General features: G+C 47.9%; 14 protein-coding genes, 1 tRNA gene and 1 pseudogene. 5 read left to right on the forward strand and 11 right to left on the reverse strand.

What is annotated here, in order from left to right; genetic code table 11:
* Positions 1–33: 33 nt before the first annotated feature.
* Entirely contained in the window at positions 34–1,077 is a 1,044-nt protein-coding gene (locus B0G52_RS19520; protein WP_094047064.1) for an aldo/keto reductase, read from the reverse strand.
* Between the two features lie 95 nt (positions 1,078–1,172).
* On the opposite strand from B0G52_RS19520, the gene sigZ reads away from it, so the two are divergent.
* On the forward strand, positions 1,173–1,751 hold the full coding sequence (sigZ, locus tag B0G52_RS19525; protein ID WP_255407501.1) for an RNA polymerase sigma factor SigZ: 579 nt from the start codon (positions 1,173–1,175) through the stop codon (positions 1,749–1,751).
* A gap of 98 nt (positions 1,752–1,849) precedes the next feature.
* On the opposite strand, the gene B0G52_RS19530 is transcribed toward sigZ, so the two are convergent.
* Entirely contained in the window at positions 1,850–2,719 is an 870-nt protein-coding gene (locus B0G52_RS19530; RefSeq protein WP_094047066.1) for an alpha/beta fold hydrolase, read from the reverse strand.
* A gap of 108 nt (positions 2,720–2,827) precedes the next feature.
* Here B0G52_RS19530 and B0G52_RS19535 point away from each other — a divergent pair, with 108 nt between their 5' ends.
* Positions 2,828–3,571, forward strand: coding sequence for a CGNR zinc finger domain-containing protein (locus B0G52_RS19535; RefSeq protein WP_233162841.1), 744 nt, complete (start codon positions 2,828–2,830; stop codon positions 3,569–3,571).
* A 155-nt stretch (positions 3,572–3,726) separates the two neighbouring features.
* Entirely contained in the window at positions 3,727–5,469 is a 1,743-nt protein-coding gene (locus B0G52_RS19540; RefSeq protein WP_158223790.1) for a DUF2207 domain-containing protein, read from the forward strand.
* 595 nt (positions 5,470–6,064) lie between these two features.
* On the opposite strand, the gene B0G52_RS19545 is transcribed toward B0G52_RS19540, so the two are convergent.
* A complete protein-coding gene (locus B0G52_RS19545) occupies positions 6,065–7,639 on the reverse strand; it encodes an ABC-F family ATP-binding cassette domain-containing protein (RefSeq protein ID WP_094047069.1) in 1,575 nt (524 codons plus the stop codon).
* A 186-nt stretch (positions 7,640–7,825) separates the two neighbouring features.
* Between B0G52_RS19545 and B0G52_RS19550 the strand changes: the two genes are divergently transcribed.
* Positions 7,826–7,902: transfer RNA gene (locus B0G52_RS19550), tRNA-Met, on the forward strand.
* 109 nt (positions 7,903–8,011) lie between these two features.
* Here the strand turns inward: B0G52_RS19550 and B0G52_RS19555 are convergent.
* Together B0G52_RS19555 and B0G52_RS19560 are read right to left on the reverse strand one after the other, a co-directional pair.
* Positions 8,012–10,153 (reverse strand): penicillin-binding transpeptidase domain-containing protein, encoded by a 2,142-nt coding sequence (locus B0G52_RS19555; RefSeq protein ID WP_143762601.1) that lies wholly within the window; start codon positions 10,151–10,153, stop codon positions 8,012–8,014.
* A gap of 331 nt (positions 10,154–10,484) precedes the next feature.
* Positions 10,485–10,739, reverse strand: coding sequence for an SMI1/KNR4 family protein (locus tag B0G52_RS19560; RefSeq protein WP_094047071.1), 255 nt, complete (start codon positions 10,737–10,739; stop codon positions 10,485–10,487).
* Positions 10,740–10,972: 233 nt separating this feature from the next.
* Between B0G52_RS19560 and B0G52_RS19565 the strand changes: the two genes are divergently transcribed.
* Positions 10,973–11,329 carry a DUF4190 domain-containing protein gene (locus B0G52_RS19565; RefSeq protein ID WP_094047072.1) on the forward strand — a complete coding sequence of 119 codons (357 nt, stop codon included), beginning with the start codon at positions 10,973–10,975 and terminating at the stop codon, positions 11,327–11,329.
* Positions 11,330–11,507: 178 nt separating this feature from the next.
* On the opposite strand, the gene B0G52_RS19570 is transcribed toward B0G52_RS19565, so the two are convergent.
* The 6 genes and pseudogenes from B0G52_RS19570 to B0G52_RS19595 all read right to left on the reverse strand — a co-directional run bounded on the left by B0G52_RS19570 (position 11,508) and on the right by B0G52_RS19595 (position 17,296).
* Entirely contained in the window at positions 11,508–12,032 is a 525-nt protein-coding gene (locus tag B0G52_RS19570; protein ID WP_094047073.1) for a P-loop nucleotide/nucleoside kinase family protein, read from the reverse strand.
* Between the two features lie 337 nt (positions 12,033–12,369).
* Positions 12,370–12,837, reverse strand: a pseudogene (locus tag B0G52_RS19575) (dihydrofolate reductase family protein); the annotation flags it as partial.
* Between the two features lie 343 nt (positions 12,838–13,180).
* The gene (locus B0G52_RS19580; protein WP_094047074.1) at positions 13,181–13,432 is read right to left on the reverse strand and encodes a hypothetical protein; all 252 of its coding nucleotides are present in this window, start codon (positions 13,430–13,432) and stop codon (positions 13,181–13,183) included.
* 57 nt (positions 13,433–13,489) lie between these two features.
* Entirely contained in the window at positions 13,490–14,158 is a 669-nt protein-coding gene (locus B0G52_RS19585; protein WP_094047075.1) for a DNA alkylation repair protein, read from the reverse strand.
* Positions 14,159–14,269: 111 nt separating this feature from the next.
* A complete protein-coding gene (locus B0G52_RS19590; RefSeq protein WP_094047076.1) occupies positions 14,270–16,009 on the reverse strand; it encodes an ABC-F family ATP-binding cassette domain-containing protein in 1,740 nt (579 codons plus the stop codon).
* 15 nt (positions 16,010–16,024) lie between these two features.
* Positions 16,025–17,296: a DEAD/DEAH box helicase gene (locus tag B0G52_RS19595; RefSeq protein ID WP_094047077.1), complete on the reverse strand. Its 1,272-nt coding sequence runs from the start codon at positions 17,294–17,296 to the stop codon at positions 16,025–16,027.
* Positions 17,297–17,588: the final 292 nt, after the last annotated feature.

A 17,588-nucleotide genomic window follows, 5' to 3' on the forward strand; every position in this document is an offset into this window, starting at 1 on the left:
AATGCGGCACTAAACATTTTCCAAACAATTCGATCATTGACGGTTATTATAGCTATCGTTCGCCTGCTTCCTCACGATAGAGTCATCGTTCTCCAAGAACGGCCATGCAGGGTACTCGATCGGTATGCGGCTGACCTCATCCAGTCTGAGCAATTCATCGCTTGTAAGAATAATCCCGCTTGCCGCAAGGTTATCTTGCAATTGATCGGGCCGTTTTGCACCGACAACGACACTCGTTACGGCTTTCTGATTCAGCACCCAAGCAAGAGCGATTGCGGCCACCGTCGTCTGTCGTTCCGCCGCAATATCCTGGAGCACATCGATAATCGGAAATACTTTATCCTTGTCGACCGGAGGAAACGGGACGTTCGTATGCCGATCGTTGTCATTGCCCGGATTATCCCGCGTGTATTTGCCAGACAGGAAACCTCCGGACAGCGGACTCCAGACGATTAAGCCCATATTTTGATCTTGAAGCGCCGGAATGATCTCCCGTTCGATCTCGCGCGCGGCGAGAGAGTAGTAAGCTTGGCTGCTCTTGAAAGCGTGAAGTCCGTGAAGCTGCGAGAGACCCCGAGTTTTCATGATGTTCCATCCGGTCATATTGGAATTGCCAATGTAGCGGACCTTCCCGCTCCGAACCAGATCGTCGAGAGCGCGAAGCGTTTCTTCCCAATCTGTTAATTGATCGGGGTTATGGACTTGATACAGATCGATATAATCCGTTCCGAGCCTTTGCAAGCTTGCTTCGACTTGCGCGATGATATGCAATCGGGATAATCCGAGCTCGTTCGGACCGGATCCCGTGCGTCCTCTGACCTTCGTCGCGATCAGCGCCTGATGCCTTTTGTTCTTCAGAGCCTTGCCGAGAATTTCCTCCGATTGTCCGTCCGAATATACGTTGGCCGTATCGAAAAAATTCACGCCGGCATCCATCGCTTGATCGACCAGATTGCCCGCTTCCTTTTCGCCCAGACCGCCGAACACCCCCCACTTTTCACCGCCGCCGAATGTCATTGTTCCCAATCCTATCTCCGATACCAGCACTCCCGTATGGCCAAGCAAGTTGTATTTCATCGTCTTTACTCCCTCCGTTATTTGATTTACATTAATGGAGACGAAGTCAAATCGGAACGGACGCAAATAAGAGGAACCTTTTTCAAATAAATTTTGTGAAGCAGGGGGTCGCGCCGATGAATGTAGAGCAATTATGGGAGGAGTACCGCGAGCAAATCCGGAATTTCGTTTGGCATAAAACGAATAACCACGCGGATACCGAAGACATTGTGCAGATGGTCTTTATGAAAGCTCATGAAGGGATGGCCCGTCTGCAGGATGAGGAGAAGAGGCGAGCATGGATTTTTCAGATCGCAAGAAATAGCATCGTGGATCATTTCCGGAAGAAAAAAAAGACGGAGACACTTCCGGATAACGTGAACATTGTCGAGGAAGAACCTGTCGCAGATTGTAACTCGGAGGCTGCCAGAGGGATGATGAACATCCTGGCGCGGATGCCTGATAAATACCGGGAGGCGCTTGAGCTGTCCGAGCTGCAAGGCATGTCGCAGAAGCAGTTAAGCGAGCATCTGAATATCTCCTATTCGGGAGCGAAATCCAGAGTGCAGCGAGGCCGCGAGCTAGTCAAAGAAATGATGAACAGCTGCTGCACGATCGAAGCGGATCGTTACGGGAATATCGTAGAATACTCCGTCGTTCATGATGAACCGCGCACGAACCGCGCGAATAAATAATACTTTGTATGAAGAGTCGCAGTCTCCTCGCCTTGAGGGACTGCGACTCTTTGATTTCATTTGCAGCGTTACCTGCGCTCCAATTAGGCCAAGACGTGTTACTTATTTTGATTCAGAAATTCCCGGATATAGGCGATCAATTCTGAACCATGGGACTCCAACGCGAAATGCCCGGCATCTTCAAAGATGTGTATCTCCGCATTGGGCAGATCGTTTAGGTAAGGATGTGCGCCGCTTTCCGGGAAAATTTCATCCCCTTTACCCCAAAGTATAAGCGTCGGCGGTTGAGCCTCACGGAAGTATTGCTGCCAAGCAGGGTAAAGCGGAGGGTTCGTGCCATAGTCTAAAAACATATCAAGCTGAATCTCCTGATTGCCAGGTCTGTCGAGGAGCGACTGATCCAATGTATAGGTGTCCGGGCTGATCAGCGTGCTGTCTTTGACACCATGGGTATACTGCCATTGGGTTGCCTGGAAGCTGGTCAGCCAGCGAAGGGCTTCACGTTTATCCGGATTGGATCGATCTTTCCAGTAAGCTTTGATCGGGTCCCAGAAATCTTTCAGCCCTTCATCGTAAGCATTGCCATTCTGTATAATCAGACCCTGAATACGCTCGGGATGACGGGCTGCGATTCTGAATCCAACCGGAGCGCCATAATCCATAAGGTAAACGAAGAACTTGGTGATGTTCAGTTGTTCCAAGAGCTGTTCAATAATCTGACTGAAACGGTCAAAGCTATATTCAAACTTGTCGTGATCCGGTGCGCTGCTGTAACCAAACCCCGGATAATCCGGTGCGATGACGTGATATCGGTCGGCTAATGCGGGAATCAACTGGCGATACATGTGACTTGATGTGGGAAAACCGTGCAGCAGCAGAACGACAGGAGAGCCTGGCTCCCCGGCTTCACGATAAAAAATGTCCAAACCTTCAAGCGTTGCAGTGTGATACTGAGTATTTTTTCTCATCCTTTTATTAACCTCCAAAATGTTTATATGAGTATTATATTTGTTTTGTTATAACCTGTAAATATAATTTTTGGATATTAATAAATAAGGATGCACGGAGACGAGGCGATGAACCGGTTAAACCGCACTGCAGGTAGCATCCCAGAAAAATTACACTTCCCCTCCTTAAATAACCTTTGTAATATGGAGATAGGTCATGAAGGAAATGGAGTTCCAAATATGCCCAAAAAAATCGATCCTGGTTATTATTTTGTTGGAAATCACGCCGTCTTGGATTATATCAATACGAAAATCGCTCATGACGGCCAACCGTTAGACCTGTTCAAGGAAATTTCAGATGTGCTGGACTGGTTAGTTCTCGCGGGTCTTCACAGCAAGGAAACTGTTGAGGAATACGCTCAAAGATGGAAAGGCAGCGAAGAATGGGATCAGGTTGCGGGTGCAGCCATAGACCTGCGAAATACATTGGCATCGATGATTGACAAAACAAGCTCAGGACATAGCGTAAGCGACAAGGAATTAGGAGCCATTAACCAATTGCTTGAAAAGCGTGTCATGACCACAACATTGCTTCAAACCGAGAATGGATTTACTGAAGAAAATAAACTGGTCATTGTGAAGCCAACCGACATCCTTTCACCCATTGCTGAATCAGCTATAGATTTTTTTAGTCATTACAACTTACAGCTTGTAAAGAAATGCGAAAATCCGAGCTGCACACTTCGTTTTTACGATAACAGCAAAAACAGCACACGAAGATGGTGCAGTCAAAAAACATGCGGCAACCGGATGAAGGTGGCTGCTTTCTTGGAGCGCAAAAAACGTATTAAAGAGTCCTGGACGGAATCTTAGTGTACGTCGCTGCCCTTGGCTAATCAGGCAGTCCTCCCCTACTATAAGGCGAATATGCAATTTGTTCTACAAAGTGGGGCGCCAGCAGTCGATATAGGAATATGAGACTATATTCCGCGCGACATTACCTCTCTATCTGGAAGGAATTAAAGCATATGACCTCGGTGCATAGAGTCGTCGCACTCCTCTTTTCACTTTTCCTGCTTACATCTGTTCAACTTGCGAATGCGGCAGATGAACGCTCGTTCGAAATCGGCGAGGTTGAAATTCATGCCCGCATTGACAGCGACGGCAACATGCACGTTACCGAAACGGACACTTACCATTTCAACGGGGCCTTTAACGGCATTCTCGTCGATCTCCACACGACCGGTTCGGACGGAATTGAACATTTTCAAGCCTTCGAGGTTTCAGATCAGCAAGATATCCCTCTTGATATCGAACTATCGAGCGATGGGGACAAGCTTCAATATAGAATCCATAGCCAGTCCGAAGACGAAACGAAAGTTTTCAAATTTACTTATTCCCTCAACAACGTCGTGCAAGTCTACGCGGACACCGCCGAATTGTACTGGAAGTTTTTCGATGAGACCAACCCGAGTACGTTAGGATCGGTATTGATCAATGTCGAATTGCCGGACGGCGCGAAACAAGATGAGATCACGGCGTTCGGTCACGGACCGTTGAATGGCGCCATAGAGAGACCGGACTCGGGCGTCGTGCGGTATCTGGTCAGCCCGCTGCCATCCGAGAAGCTGCTGGAGGTACGGGTCTTGTTCCCTACTTCCTATGTCCCAGGCAGTTCGAAGATCAGTACCGAATCTATGCTCGACCGCATTCTGGAGGAAGAACAGAATTGGAAGGACCAGACTGACAATTCCACCGTTGTGGAAGACATCATCATCGCTCTCGTTATCTTGATGGTTAACCTGCTGGTCGGAGCCCTTATTTATGCGAAATTCGGCAAAGCGTACAAATCGGACTGGAAACACAAGTATTCTCGCGAGCTTCCCAGTGACGTAACGCCAGCCATTGTGAGTTATTTAATGAAAAAACACAATAGTACGAGCGACCTGATGGCCACGATGCTTGATCTTGTGCGCAAAAAGTACGTCACCATGCATGTCGTCAAGCAGCTTGACCAGGGGGAAGAGGACGATTATACGTTCAAATTGATTAACACTAAGATCAATGACCTGCTCCCTCACGAAAAGGCACTTATCCGATGGTTCTTTGAAGACGTGGGGCGTTCGGGCACAGTGTCGCTCTCGGATATTCGCAGGCAGGCAGAAAACAAGAAGCGCGCTAACGCGTTTATGAATCAGTGGTCGAAGTGGCAAGATCATGTCCAGCACACAGCCAACCGTCTGAATTATTTCGAAAAACGACCAAAAAATGAAAAGAGATATGGCTGGATGGTCATTGCCGCTGCGCTTCAAGCCTTTGGCCTTATATGGCTTGTTGGACTTTTTCACTATATCTGGCTTTGCCCGTTGCCCTTGATTCTCTTCTGGACGAAGAGCGAGCTTAGAAGCCAAATCGGACAGACTGAATATACCAAATGGAAGGCGTTCAAGCGCTTCTTGCGCGATTATTCCCGGATTGCGTCGCGCGAGCCGTTGGCCGTTCACTTATGGGAGCACTATTACATCTACGCGATTCCACTAGGCATGGCGAAGAAGGTCGAAGCCATCAGTCACATGAATATGGCTGGCGAGAGTTATGAAACCCCCTATTACGATAGTTATTTGTGGACTCTCCACGATATTTGGACCGATTCGTTCAATAAGACGATTGCCCAGAGCGGCGGTGGCTCCAGCTCCTCGGGAGATTCCGGAGACACATTCACTTCCGGCGGGGGCGACGGTGGGGGCGGCGGCGGCCGCGGCGCTTTCTAGGGGCTGTCATAAGTAAACTGAGGCGTACAGAACGATTATCGATGGAGCCGTCGACGCGACTCCGGATCGAAGCGATGACCATACTCCAGAAGGTGATCCAATCGTCGTCCTGCTTGCCCAGCGACACCCAGGCAACCGGCTTGCCGCTATGTTTCGCCATTCGCTTAACGCCGTCGTTTTCCCGTAGCCGGACGGAGCGAATACGAGCGTCAGCTTCGCTTCCAAGCCTTCATCAAGAAGTCGCAGCAGTTCCGTGCGCGCGACCAAGGCGTGGCGTTCATGAGGGATATGCAGCTTTGTTGTAGCAATCATGAGGCAACCCTCCGGAAGTAAAAGACGGAACGCAGACAATGGGTTTATAATTCGACGCCTCTGTCGAAAAATCCTGTATGGACTCCGCAAAGGACGTCTCTCCATTTTACAGCCTAGCGCGTATCTGTCCCGGCGTTGCATGCATGATAAACCATATTCTTCATTTCTTCGAAAGCTGGCAACTGCGTAAAGGCTTCAGCTTGTTTACTGTCGAAAATTTGCGCTCCCGCAAAAGCTCCAGCTTTAATCTCTTGTCGGCACGGAGCGAGAGAGCGATTCTCTCTTACAAGCTCTGCTTGGTCACTCCCGTTACCGGATCGAAGGTCAGCAGCTCGGTCCCGATCTTATCGATGAAGAAGCGATCGTGGCTGACCGTAATGACCGCGCCGGGAAAATGGATCAGAGCTTGCTCCATAACCTGTATGCTCGTGAGGTCCAGATGGTTGGTCGGCTCGTCCAAGATGATAACGGCCGCGCCTGAGAGAAGACACTTGGCCAGCGCTACCCGAGCTTTCTGCCCGCCGGACAGATTGCCGATCGCCTTGCTCAAATCCGCCTCGGAGAATTGCAGCATAGCCAGGAATTTGTTCACCTTTTTGCGCGGAGCGTCCAGTCCCAATCCGTACGTATTCACCGCGTGGCTGACCGTATCCTTAGGATCAAGCTCCTCCCACATCCGGTTGAAGTAGGCGTAGTTAACACCCTTCTCCCAGACAACCTCCCCAGATTCCGGCTTCTCCTGCCCGGTAAGCGCCTTAATGAGCGTGGACTTCCCGCTTCCGTTCGGTCCCACGATGACCAAGCGATCTTCCTTCTGAATATCGAAGCTAACGTTCTCGAAGATCTGTCTGCCCTCGTACGTCTGTCCGATCTTCTTCACTTCGCATAGCTTGTCCGGGAAGCGCAGCCTCTCGTAGATGTCGGTAATCAGCACGTTAACGGGATGCGGCTCTATCCGCTTCTTGTTATCCGCCAGCTTACGCGAGAGACGATCCTTGGAACCGGAACGCCGGCTTGCGCGATTGTCGATCGCCTCGGACTCCATGAGCAGCAACTCTTCCTCCCACTCGAACTGGCGGTCCAGTTCCTTCTTGCGCATCTTCTTTTTGCGGACGTAATCGGTGTAATTTCCTTCGTATTCCTGAAAACGATAGTTCTCGATCTCAATCGTGCGGGTGACGACCTTGTCGATGAATTGACGGTCATGCGACACCAGAATCATAGCTCCCTTGAATCGGTACAGCCACTGCTCCAGCCATACGATTCCTTCCATATCCAAGTAATTCGTCGGCTCGTCAAGCAGAACGACATCGGGCAGCTCGATGAGCATTTTCGCCAACGCCGCGCGGTTACGCCACCCTCCGGACAACTCATCGATCGGTTGGTTGCGGGATCTGTCATTAAACCCCAGCTTCATCAGCACCGTATTAATCTCGACGGACACGTTCCAGCCATCGAGATGCTCCATCTGTTCAAACAACTCCGCTTGCCTTGCCAGCAGCGCATCCATCTCGCTATCGTCGGCAACCGTACCCAGCTTATCTCCAATCTCTTGCAGCTCTCGTTCAATAACGGCAACCTGCTCGAAGCATGCTTCCAGTTCTTGTTGAACGGACAGACTCCCGCTCAATTCCGAGAATTGCGAGAAATATCCGATTCGTACTTGAGGATCTATGTCCACTCTGCCGGACGTCGGCTCTTCCTTGCCCATGATGAGCTTAAATACCGTCGACTTGCCGGCGCCGTTCCGTCCGATTAGACCGATACGCTCCCCTTGCATCACTCGAAAATAAATGTCGCGAAAAATCATGGACTCTTCATACTTCTTCGTGACGTTCTCCAACCGTATTACGCTCATGGCTATCCCCTTCTGATTTAACACTTTAGAGTCATTATACCACCCTCGCCTTAGGGATACTTCTCCGGCTGCCAACTCACCGGAATGGAATGCAAGTGTGTACAAAAAGCTTGCATATTAGCACCAACTGCTGTAATATAGGCAATCTGACCAACGTTAAAGGTCAATATGCTTTTGTTATTCTATCGCGGGGTGGAGCAGCCCGGTAGCTCGTCGGGCTCATAACCCGAAGGCCGCAGGTTCAAATCCTGCCCCCGCAACCAACTTACAATTCCGGCTTGGCACATATATAAGGAAGAAGCCTTTAAACCACTGGATGTGGCTTAAAGGCTTCTTTTAATCGGAAATTCCTTCTCAAAGAGACGATGGATACTACTGCTTGCTTTGCTCAAAAATTCGTTTTACTTTTGGCGCTACGTAACGGCTGCCCCCGTGACCTTGTACGTTCTCGATCATCATGGAGATCAGCAGCTGCGGGTTACCCGCGTCAAAACCGACGAACCAGCCGTTTTCCTGCCCTTTTATGCCCTTGCTCGCTTTCAGCTCCGCAGTGCCCGTCTTGCCGGCGATCGATGCGCCAGCAATATAGGCGCCATGCCCGCTGCCTTCCGGACTCGCCACCGCCTTCACGAGATCGTCCTTGATCAGTTCCGCCGTATCCGCCGACATCGCTTGCTCCTTCCACAGCTTTCCCGCAAAAGCCGCATCGGCCTCCGACAGCTGCGGATAGGCGATATTTCCGCCATTGGCAAGCGCGGAGTAGGCGAAGGCGACATGCAGCGTCGTCATCTCCACCTGTCCTTGCCCGTAGCCGGAGTCGGCAAGCTGAATATCGCCGGACGGCTCGCCTCCGCCACCGGCAAGCTTCGAAGCGCTGAACGGATAGGCGAGCGGAAGCGGTTCGCCTATTCCGAATCGCGCCGCGCCTGAGACGAATTGCTTTTTGCCGATTGCCAGCGCCGTCTGAGCAAAATAGATATTGTCAGAATAGATCAGCGCCTTCAATAGATCGACCGAGCTCACCTCGCGCACCCGTTTCACGTAATACTTGCCCCAGGAACTGTCCTTCTTCCAGGTTAATCCGGCAATCTCCTTCGCCTCGTCCGGATCAAGCGCGCCGCTGTCGAGTCCGATCGCTGCCGTTATGGCCTTAAAGGATGAGCCTGGCGCATACGTCCGGGAGAAACGGTTCAGGAATGGAAGACGCGGATCTTCATTCCATTGTCGGTATTGTTCCTTGGACACGCCCTGTACGAAAGCGTTCGGATCGTACGACGGGCTGCTGAGCAGCGCCAGCACTTCGCCGGTCTTGGGCTGGATCGCCGCGACGGAAGCTTCATCGCCCTTTACTTCCTCATAGATCGCTTGCTGCAACGCCGTATCGATCGTCAACTTGTACGTCACGCCGTTATTGGCAGCCTGCCCCGCGATCATGGATTTGCGCACGCCGGCCCTATCGACAATAACAACCGCTTTACCTGAAGTGCCGCGCAATTGCGTCTCGAGCGTAAGCTCCAGCCCCGTTTTGCCGATCAGATCGCCCACCTTGTAGCCCTGAGCTTCGCGCTTCTTCAGCTCATCGGCATTGATCTCCCCGATATAGCCGATCAGATGAGCCGCCGCTTCGCCGAGTGGATACCGCCGCACCATCACCTTCTGAGCAGCAACTCCCGGAAGCGCGACGAGTTCTTCCCTCACCGCATCATCGACCACTACGGCAATCGGAACGAACAGATTCGGCTTTACCCACGCCGCGCCAAGCTTACGGTCGATCTCCTGTACGGTCATGCCCAGCTTCTTGGCCAGCGATGCTTTGATCGTATCGGCCGAATCCCCGAGCTTGTTCGGCACAATGCCGAGCTGCGCCGCCTCGACGTTAACCGCCAGCGGATTGCCGTTACGATCGACAATCTCGCCGCGTATCGCCGGAGTCTTCTCGATTCGCACCGTATCCCCTTCTTCCATCCCGGGGAAAATATACGAAGGATTCCAATCGATGGACCAGGACGTTACACCGTCCTCCACCGTCTTTCTAACCCGGCCATGGTTGTCGAAGGAGATGGGTCCTTCCCCTGTATCCATAGTGACTCTATACTCGAACCTTTTGACGGCAGTACCGCTCCCCGTCACAGCCGCACCTTCCGTATCCGCTCCGTCCGACGTCTGTTGTTCGGCCGGAAGCGCCGTTACGGCCAGATTGGACACCTCAAGCGCATCATAGATCGTCTGATACCGCTTGACGAACTGCTCCTCCGTCAGATTGTTCTTCACGAAAGGCGAAAGCAGCGCATACATCCCCGCATAATCAAACCGCTCCCATGCCGACAAATACGCCGTCACGCCCTCCGACGAATCCGGCGCGGTTGAAGGTTTCGCAGAAGGAGCAGCTGTGGACGTCTCCGAAGCTGAAGGGTCCGGAGACGATTTGCCGAACAAATCGGAACAGCCTCCTAGCAGGAATGCGAGCAGCAAAACGATAATCGCCGCGAAACGAACGCTGATCTGTCCTCTCAACCGGATCGACCTCCTCGATATACCCAAATCACCGACTGCAAATACAATGCTTATTGTATATACCGCGATCAGGGATCGATGTTTCTGTCGTCCGGAAATTTTGTCTTGTAATTTTTCACAGATTCTATCGAAAAAAAACGCAGGCAACCCTCCGGCGGTCAGGTGCCGCCACGGAAGGATTGCCTGCGTTATGTTAAGAACAATTCGATTCTGCTATTCGATCAGGTCCGACTTCTGAAGAAGCCGCTCCACGATGACAGCTACCTCGGCTCTCGAAATATTGCCCTTCGAGGCAAGCTCCGTGCCGGTTGAACGGGCAGTCTCATGCCATTCAAATAGAAATCTCGTCAGTAATCCAACCTTTAATAAAATATTTTAATGAGGGCGCAACACAAGAACGGCTATCATCTTCATGATTCCAAACATAGATTCTGCTCGTTTGAATCACCCCATTTATTATTGCATAGCCGAATACGTCGCCATTTCCTGCATCGGAAAAAAACAAGAGATGATCAAATGGCATATATCTATCCCTATATTCTTCAGATCTATAATGCATTTGCTGGATCTTTATAAAAATACTCATCCGAAATAGAGCTGATGTAGTTCTTCCACACCATTAGTTAACACCTCTTAGAAAAATAGGATATCCATACATTCAAGATTTGGTTCCCGCCCCTTTGACGATGAGTTCCTGCCGTCCGGGCTGATTCGCTATTGCTACGGTTCGACAAAATTTTTAATTCACGAGATAGATTTACAGTATTTTACTACGAGAAGTATAATAGAAATAATGACTCATTAATAGGAGGATATTCCTTGGATAACAATCCCAAAGAGCCGCAATACGGGTTTTCTCCGATAACCCAATCTTACGTTCCGCCTCAGGCGAAGACGAGCGGCAAAGCAATTGCCTCTTTAGTACTAGGCATAATATCCTTAATTACTTTGCCATTAGGTGGAATCTTATTTCTTGGAATCATTGGCTTCTTCAGCGGTATCGTTGCGATTGTGTTCGCGTCTTTATCGTTTAAAGAAATCAAGCGGGTACAGGTGCGAGGTCGCGGTATGGCAATTGCAGGATTGGTATGCGGAATCGTCGCGACGGCTCTCAATGTGCTTGCCTTTGTTGTCTCGTTCATAATTGGCTTCACGAGTGCTATTAATAATGTGTAATCACAACTAAAAGGCTTCCAGAACAAAATTTTCGCCGTCACTTATGGTACGGTTCTCAGCGATGTCTGTAACTGCCTTAGTCCACTTCTTCGAATTCTCTCTCGGCGACCAAGGGGCTCAAAGAGGCATGCTGCGTGAATGCATTGTTATCTAACTTACCGACTTTATTTGAGTACTTTTAAGAAATCATTACATATTTATTGATCTGCTCAATAATGTACTCGACATCATTGCTACTATCAACAACAAGTTCTCCTTCAACCGGCATTAAATTAATATCCCTGCTCTCATAATATTTCATCATTTCTTCATAATCTGTAATAATGTTATTTGGATTTGGTGAATGCTTTCTTTGGTTGAACCTCTCTGCCCACAACTCTTCATTACTACATGTGACTAAAATGGGTTTAAAGACGATATTTTTTCGATTCAATTTATCTCTATAATTAACAAGTTGATCATTACAGTGGAGAGGACAATCGACAATTATATCCGTTCCACATTCTATATTTGTATCAATCAATTTGTGCATTAGCTTGTACGAAACACTATGACATACATTGTTATCCTCAAAATAACCAAAAACAGTATCAAAGAAATCATCTTTTCGAAAAATGGGCAGTTTATCCCTCATAGCAAATTGGCTTGATAGAAATGTTTTTCCTACACCGGCTTTTCCTCTGAACCAAATCACTCTTGTCATCCTGCATCCACTCCAAATATTCTTGCGGTAATTTTGGATACGTCATTGAATTCATATGTATCATAAGCATATCATAAATTCGAAAAAAACTGTTTTAATTTTCCATTAAAAAAATCCCCCTAAAGCTATCTCTAGAGGGACAAACCTATCTCTAAAGCACCTTTCTTCACATTTCCAAGGGCCTCTCACCCTTCTTGGCACCCCAATTTTCGCTGTCACAAGAGAGCATAATCAAACCTACTTAATAATACAAGGAAGGCCACCGAAGTAATCGGCGGCCTGAACGAACTTGGTTCAACTATCGTCTCCCGTTAGCGGAAAACCTTGTACGGCGCGACTATTTCTCCAACTCATAGCGAGCCGCGATAATGCCCGACTTGAGCGTTCGGCTGGATAGCAGCTTGAGATTGATTTTCTCATTGGCGCCGTCGAATACCGATTTTCCGCGGCCCAGGATGACCGGACAAATCGTCAGCATGAATTCGTCGATCAGGCCGAGCTCAAGCAGCGTCTTCGCTGCCCCTGGGCTGCCGAAGATAACGAGATTTTTACCAGGCTGCTCCTTGAGCGCCTTAATTTCCTCTGCGATATTGTCCTTGATCAGTGTCGTATTGTTCCATTCCGCCTTGTCCAGCGTGCTGGAAATGACGATCTTCTTAACATCCTGCACCCATTTGGCATGCTCCATATCGTGCCTCGACGCATCCGGATTGTCCAGTACCGTGGGCCAGTAGCTCTCCATCATCCGATACGTCGTGCGTCCGTATACGGGAGAGCCGACTTCGGCTACGACCTCCTCGGCGTATTTCTCTAATTCCTCGTTTTACGGAATCCAATCCAGTCCTCCATTCAAATCCGACGCATATCCGTCCAGCGACACATGCATGAATAATACGAGTTTTCTCATGTCTGCTTCTCCTCCGATTTCGAATTTTTGTTCGACTTTTTTGGCCGTTGGCCCCTGTTTCGTCCTGCTGCTATGTTCATCACTATAAATCATTACGTTACGTAAGGTTCAAGTAGCAACCTGAATTATTTCTTTTTATGGATTCAGCGCATAGAAAGCAATCCTGTGATGGACGTTCTTCTTTATGTAGGTTTGGTATGACGGTTGGAGTGTGTAGGTTGCTGTCACCTCTGAATCCTTCTCACAATTGATCTGGTAATCCTTGTTGATACATCTCCATACAATCGGAATACGTTTCAAGTGTCTTAATAATATCTGGATGGGGTTCAGAATAATTGATCTTATAGTCTTTCTCGCCATATCCTTCTCTAATGGGGAAAGCTAATTTTTCTTCATCAACAGAAAATTGAGCATCAATACCTTTCTTGTTACCTCTTGCATTGAGGAAGAGCTGCAAACAAATGTGATTTTGCGTAACAGATCCCATGCCCATGTTGTAGAACGTCAGAAGCTTTCCTGGTTACTTCCGTCGAGTTGATGTCAGGAGTAACTAATTTTTATTTCGTTTGTTAACTTCAATCGCAATAAACTCCGGCAAATAGTTGGGAGTACAGTCCTTTGATACCATTTCATCTTTATAAAGACCCGTTTTCTCACCAAGTTTAATACAACGTGCTCGATTCTTTTGATCATACACGCCAATCCAGCCTGCCGTGAAATTCATAGCCCACTGAACTTCCGGTTCTTCCTCCGTAATCTTAGCTTCAATTGCAGATAGTAAGTCTGCTGTGTTATCAGGCGGTGTTTGTCCCGTCCATCTCAATCGCGCCTGATAATACCAGAAGGTTCGCCTTTGAAGAGCAGAAGGGCTATTTTCCCATAACCCCATCAATGCAATTGTCTTCTTGTCTTTGGTGAGCTGATTAGCCATTAACCAATCCATTAAGTGATTGCGCTCATCAAAGGTGTGAATCTGCATATCCTTATCAAGCTTATTTAGCACATCTTCTGAAAGAAGTTTTTTGTCCATAATTAAGATTGCCAATAGCCTGGGCAGAAACTCTTCGGTTGACCAAAGCTCCATAGCCAGTTCGTGATCTTTATTAATGTCCTTCGCGATTTTTCGCAAGTCGCCTAACTTAGTTTTACTATTGATCTGTGATAGAATGTTTTCTGCTTTTGGAGAGCGTTTCATTTCTGAACTTTTATTCTTATTCATTTGGCACAACTCCTTTCATTAAAGCACTGTTTCGACCTCGCAGATACTACCTCCCTGTAACTAAAAGACACTGGGGTTCTGTTCCTCAGTGTCTTTTTAGAAGGTTTTAATCTAAAGTAGCTTAATCAGCTCTTCCAGATCATCAACCAAGCCTTTTGCAAGTTCGAAATCAGTATCCCTTAAAGCCAATTCTATTTTCATTTCAACCGCTTTTTTCTTTTGTTCCGTTTCTAAATAGTCTTTATCAAAATGACTGGCATAAATCATCTGTCTAAATTTACGCATACTCATTTTTCTGATCGTCTTATCCTCAATGATTAGAACATAATCCATCCCGTTTACAACGGAATAGAAATCATGAGAAATCATGAGAATCGCACCTTTATAGTCTTCAATGGCTTTTTCTAACGCGATTTGTGTATAGGTGTCTAAATGACTTGTCGGTTCATCAAGAAGCAATACGTTTGCTCTACTGGCAGCAACTTTAGCCAATTGAAGGATGTTTTTTTCCCCGCCGGATAAAGATTTTATCTTCTGATTCACGATTTCTCCTTCAAAGCCATAGTTTGAAAGATACGATCTGACCTCATCATAGGTGCTAAACCCAGCATCCATGAATTCTTCTAATATTGTATTAGAATCATTTAGCACTTCACCTTGAAACTGAGATAAATAAGCCACTTTAGCGTCGGCATTTACTTCAATTGATTCATGATTATTGTTAAAGATTTCCTGAAGTAAAGTCGTTTTTCCGGTACCGTTTGGACCGATAATGGCCACCTTATCCGTCGTTTTTATCTCAAAGCTAACCTTGTCCAAAAGCAGCTCGTCAAAGGCAACGCTATAATCATGGACCTTTATAACCATGGCGTCTTCCATTTCACTATCCACATCGAAACGGATATTCGGTTGCTTAATCTCAACGAAGGGCGCTTTAATTCTACGCGCTTCCAACCTCTCTTGAAAACTAACTCTAGCTTTTAACGCTCTACCTCTAGAGGCATCTGCATTATAAGTTGCAATAGCCCTTAGATTATGGATAATTTTCTCGTTTCTTTCGCTCTCTTCCTGTTCGGCGACTGCGAGTTCTTGCAACTCGATTTTGGTCTGAAGTAAGGAGAAGTTATACTCCATATACCGCCCGTCGAACTCTTGGATCTCCCTATTTTCAAGGTGTATCATTTTGTTAAAGCAATGATTCAATAAATATCGGTTGTGCGTAACGACCAGCAGCATTCCTTTGTAGGAATTAATCAGTTTTTTAAGCGCGTTTAGGTTTTCGAAGTCTAGAAATACATCCGGTTCGTCCATAATCATGAAGTCGGGACGATTAAGCATTTCCTTCATCACTTGAATAAGCTTGAATTCCCCGCCGCTCAGGTCGGATACCTGATGATCTCTTCGCTTCATGAGGTTTGCTAGATTTAGCTGCTTATGAATGTTGCTTTCAAAATCATCCCCGCCCATTGCATCGAATGCGTCCAAAGCGGATTGATACTTTTCCAATAACGGCTCTATATCCGATGAAGTTTCCATTTCCGTGCAAATCGATTGAATTTCATTTTGAATCTTTATAAATCGTTCTCCTATATATTCAAACACTGTTTTTTCTTTGGTGTTGTCTAGTTCTGGAAACTGACTTACATATCCAATTGTGCAATCGGGGGCCATTTCTAATTTGCCATCGAAAAGATATCTTTCCGGATCCATCAGGATATCAATCAATGTACTTTTCCCGCTGCCGCTTGTCCCGATAAAAGCGCAATGTTGATCTTCTTCTAACGTAAATGAAATGTTGTTATATAGTTCTTTTTGCGGAAACGAGAAGGATAAGCGTTCAACTTTGATCATCGTATTATTCCCTTCTTACTTTCCAGCATTGGATCGCCGTCTACGACGGCGGCCAGCCCCGCCGCTATGTCCGCGAGCATCATCCTTGGATGGCGCACTGTTGACTTTGACTCGGTCCGCCACGACAGTCGCCGGTTCCGGCTTCGTAATGGTCATCGGGTAAGGATGATCGGTAATCACCGGGATTCTCTGCTTCGTCAACTTCTCGATTTCCTTGAGATAAGGTATCTCCTCGTTCTCGCAGAATGAAATCGCGATCCCGCTTAAGCCCGCACGCCCAGTACGGCCGATCCGATGTACGTAAGTCTCCGCTATATTTGGCAAATTAAAGTTAATAACGTGGGATAGCTCCTCAATGTCGATGCCTCGTGCCGCAATGTCTGTCGCCACTAGCAAGCGTGTCGCACCGCTTTTGAAGTTATTCAGCGCCTCTTGTCGGGCATTCTGCGACTTATCGCCATGAATCGCTTGCGCAGTAATCTTCGCTTTTGTCAAGCCTCGCACTAACCGGTCCGCGCCGTGCTTCGTACGGGTGAACACGATAGCGCTCGCGATCGACTTATCCTGCAGCAGATCGATCAACAGCGACAGTTTATTCGGCTTGTCCACATAATAGAGGACCTGCTTAATCCGCTCCGCCGTTGAGGAAACAGGAGTAATCTCGATTTTCACCGGATTCTTCAGCAAAGTGTTAACCAAAGATGTGATCTCAGACGGCATAGTCGCAGAGAAGAATAACGTCTGCCGCTTGGCCGGCAGCTTGGCAATGATTCGCTTCATATCATGAATGAATCCCATATCAAGCATCCGATCGGCTTCGTCCAACACCAGAATCTGCACGTGACGCAGGTCAACGAACCCTTGGTTCATCAGGTCGATCAACCGTCCCGGCGTGGCAATCAGAATGTCCGTGCCTTTCTCCAACAACTGCTCCTGAGCCCTCTGCGTGACACCACCCACGATCACGCCGCAGCGCACATTCGTGTAACATCCGTAAGATTTGGCATTGTCGGAAATCTGAATAGCCAACTCACGCGTAGGCGTCAGGATCAGTGAGCGTATAACACGCTTGCCTTTCGGGGGACCCTGCTGTGTACTCAGCAGTTGGATGATCGGCAGCAAGAAAGCCGCTGTCTTGCCGGTCCCTGTCTGGGCGCAGCCAAACAAGTCACGGCCTGCCAGCACCGGGGGAATTGCCTGCTCTTGAATAGGCGTGGGCTGCGAATAATTTTCCTTAGCTATTGCTTTAATAATAGGGGGAATCAACTGCAATTGTTCAAACGTCATAAGATCTCCTTCTTCAAGAACCAGTCAATACGCAAGTTTCTATACTAGTATTATACCCTAGAAAAGGAGTTTTACCTCATTGAGTTGACCGGCACGATATCATAATCCCCAAACCTCATCCTGTCAAGAGATAATGCGCGAATGTGCGAAAAAACGGGGGCGCCCCACTAATAGTTTCGAATTAGGAATGAATTTCCGAGAATGAGAGGCATTTTCGCTTTTTCCAATTCATCCAGTTTCACGTAAAATTCTCTTCAGGTCAATGGGAGAGGGTAGACAAAAAAAGGAGGGT

The organism is Cohnella sp. SGD-V74 (assembly GCF_003001675.1).
Taxonomy (GTDB): domain Bacteria; phylum Bacillota; class Bacilli; order Paenibacillales; family Paenibacillaceae; genus Cohnella.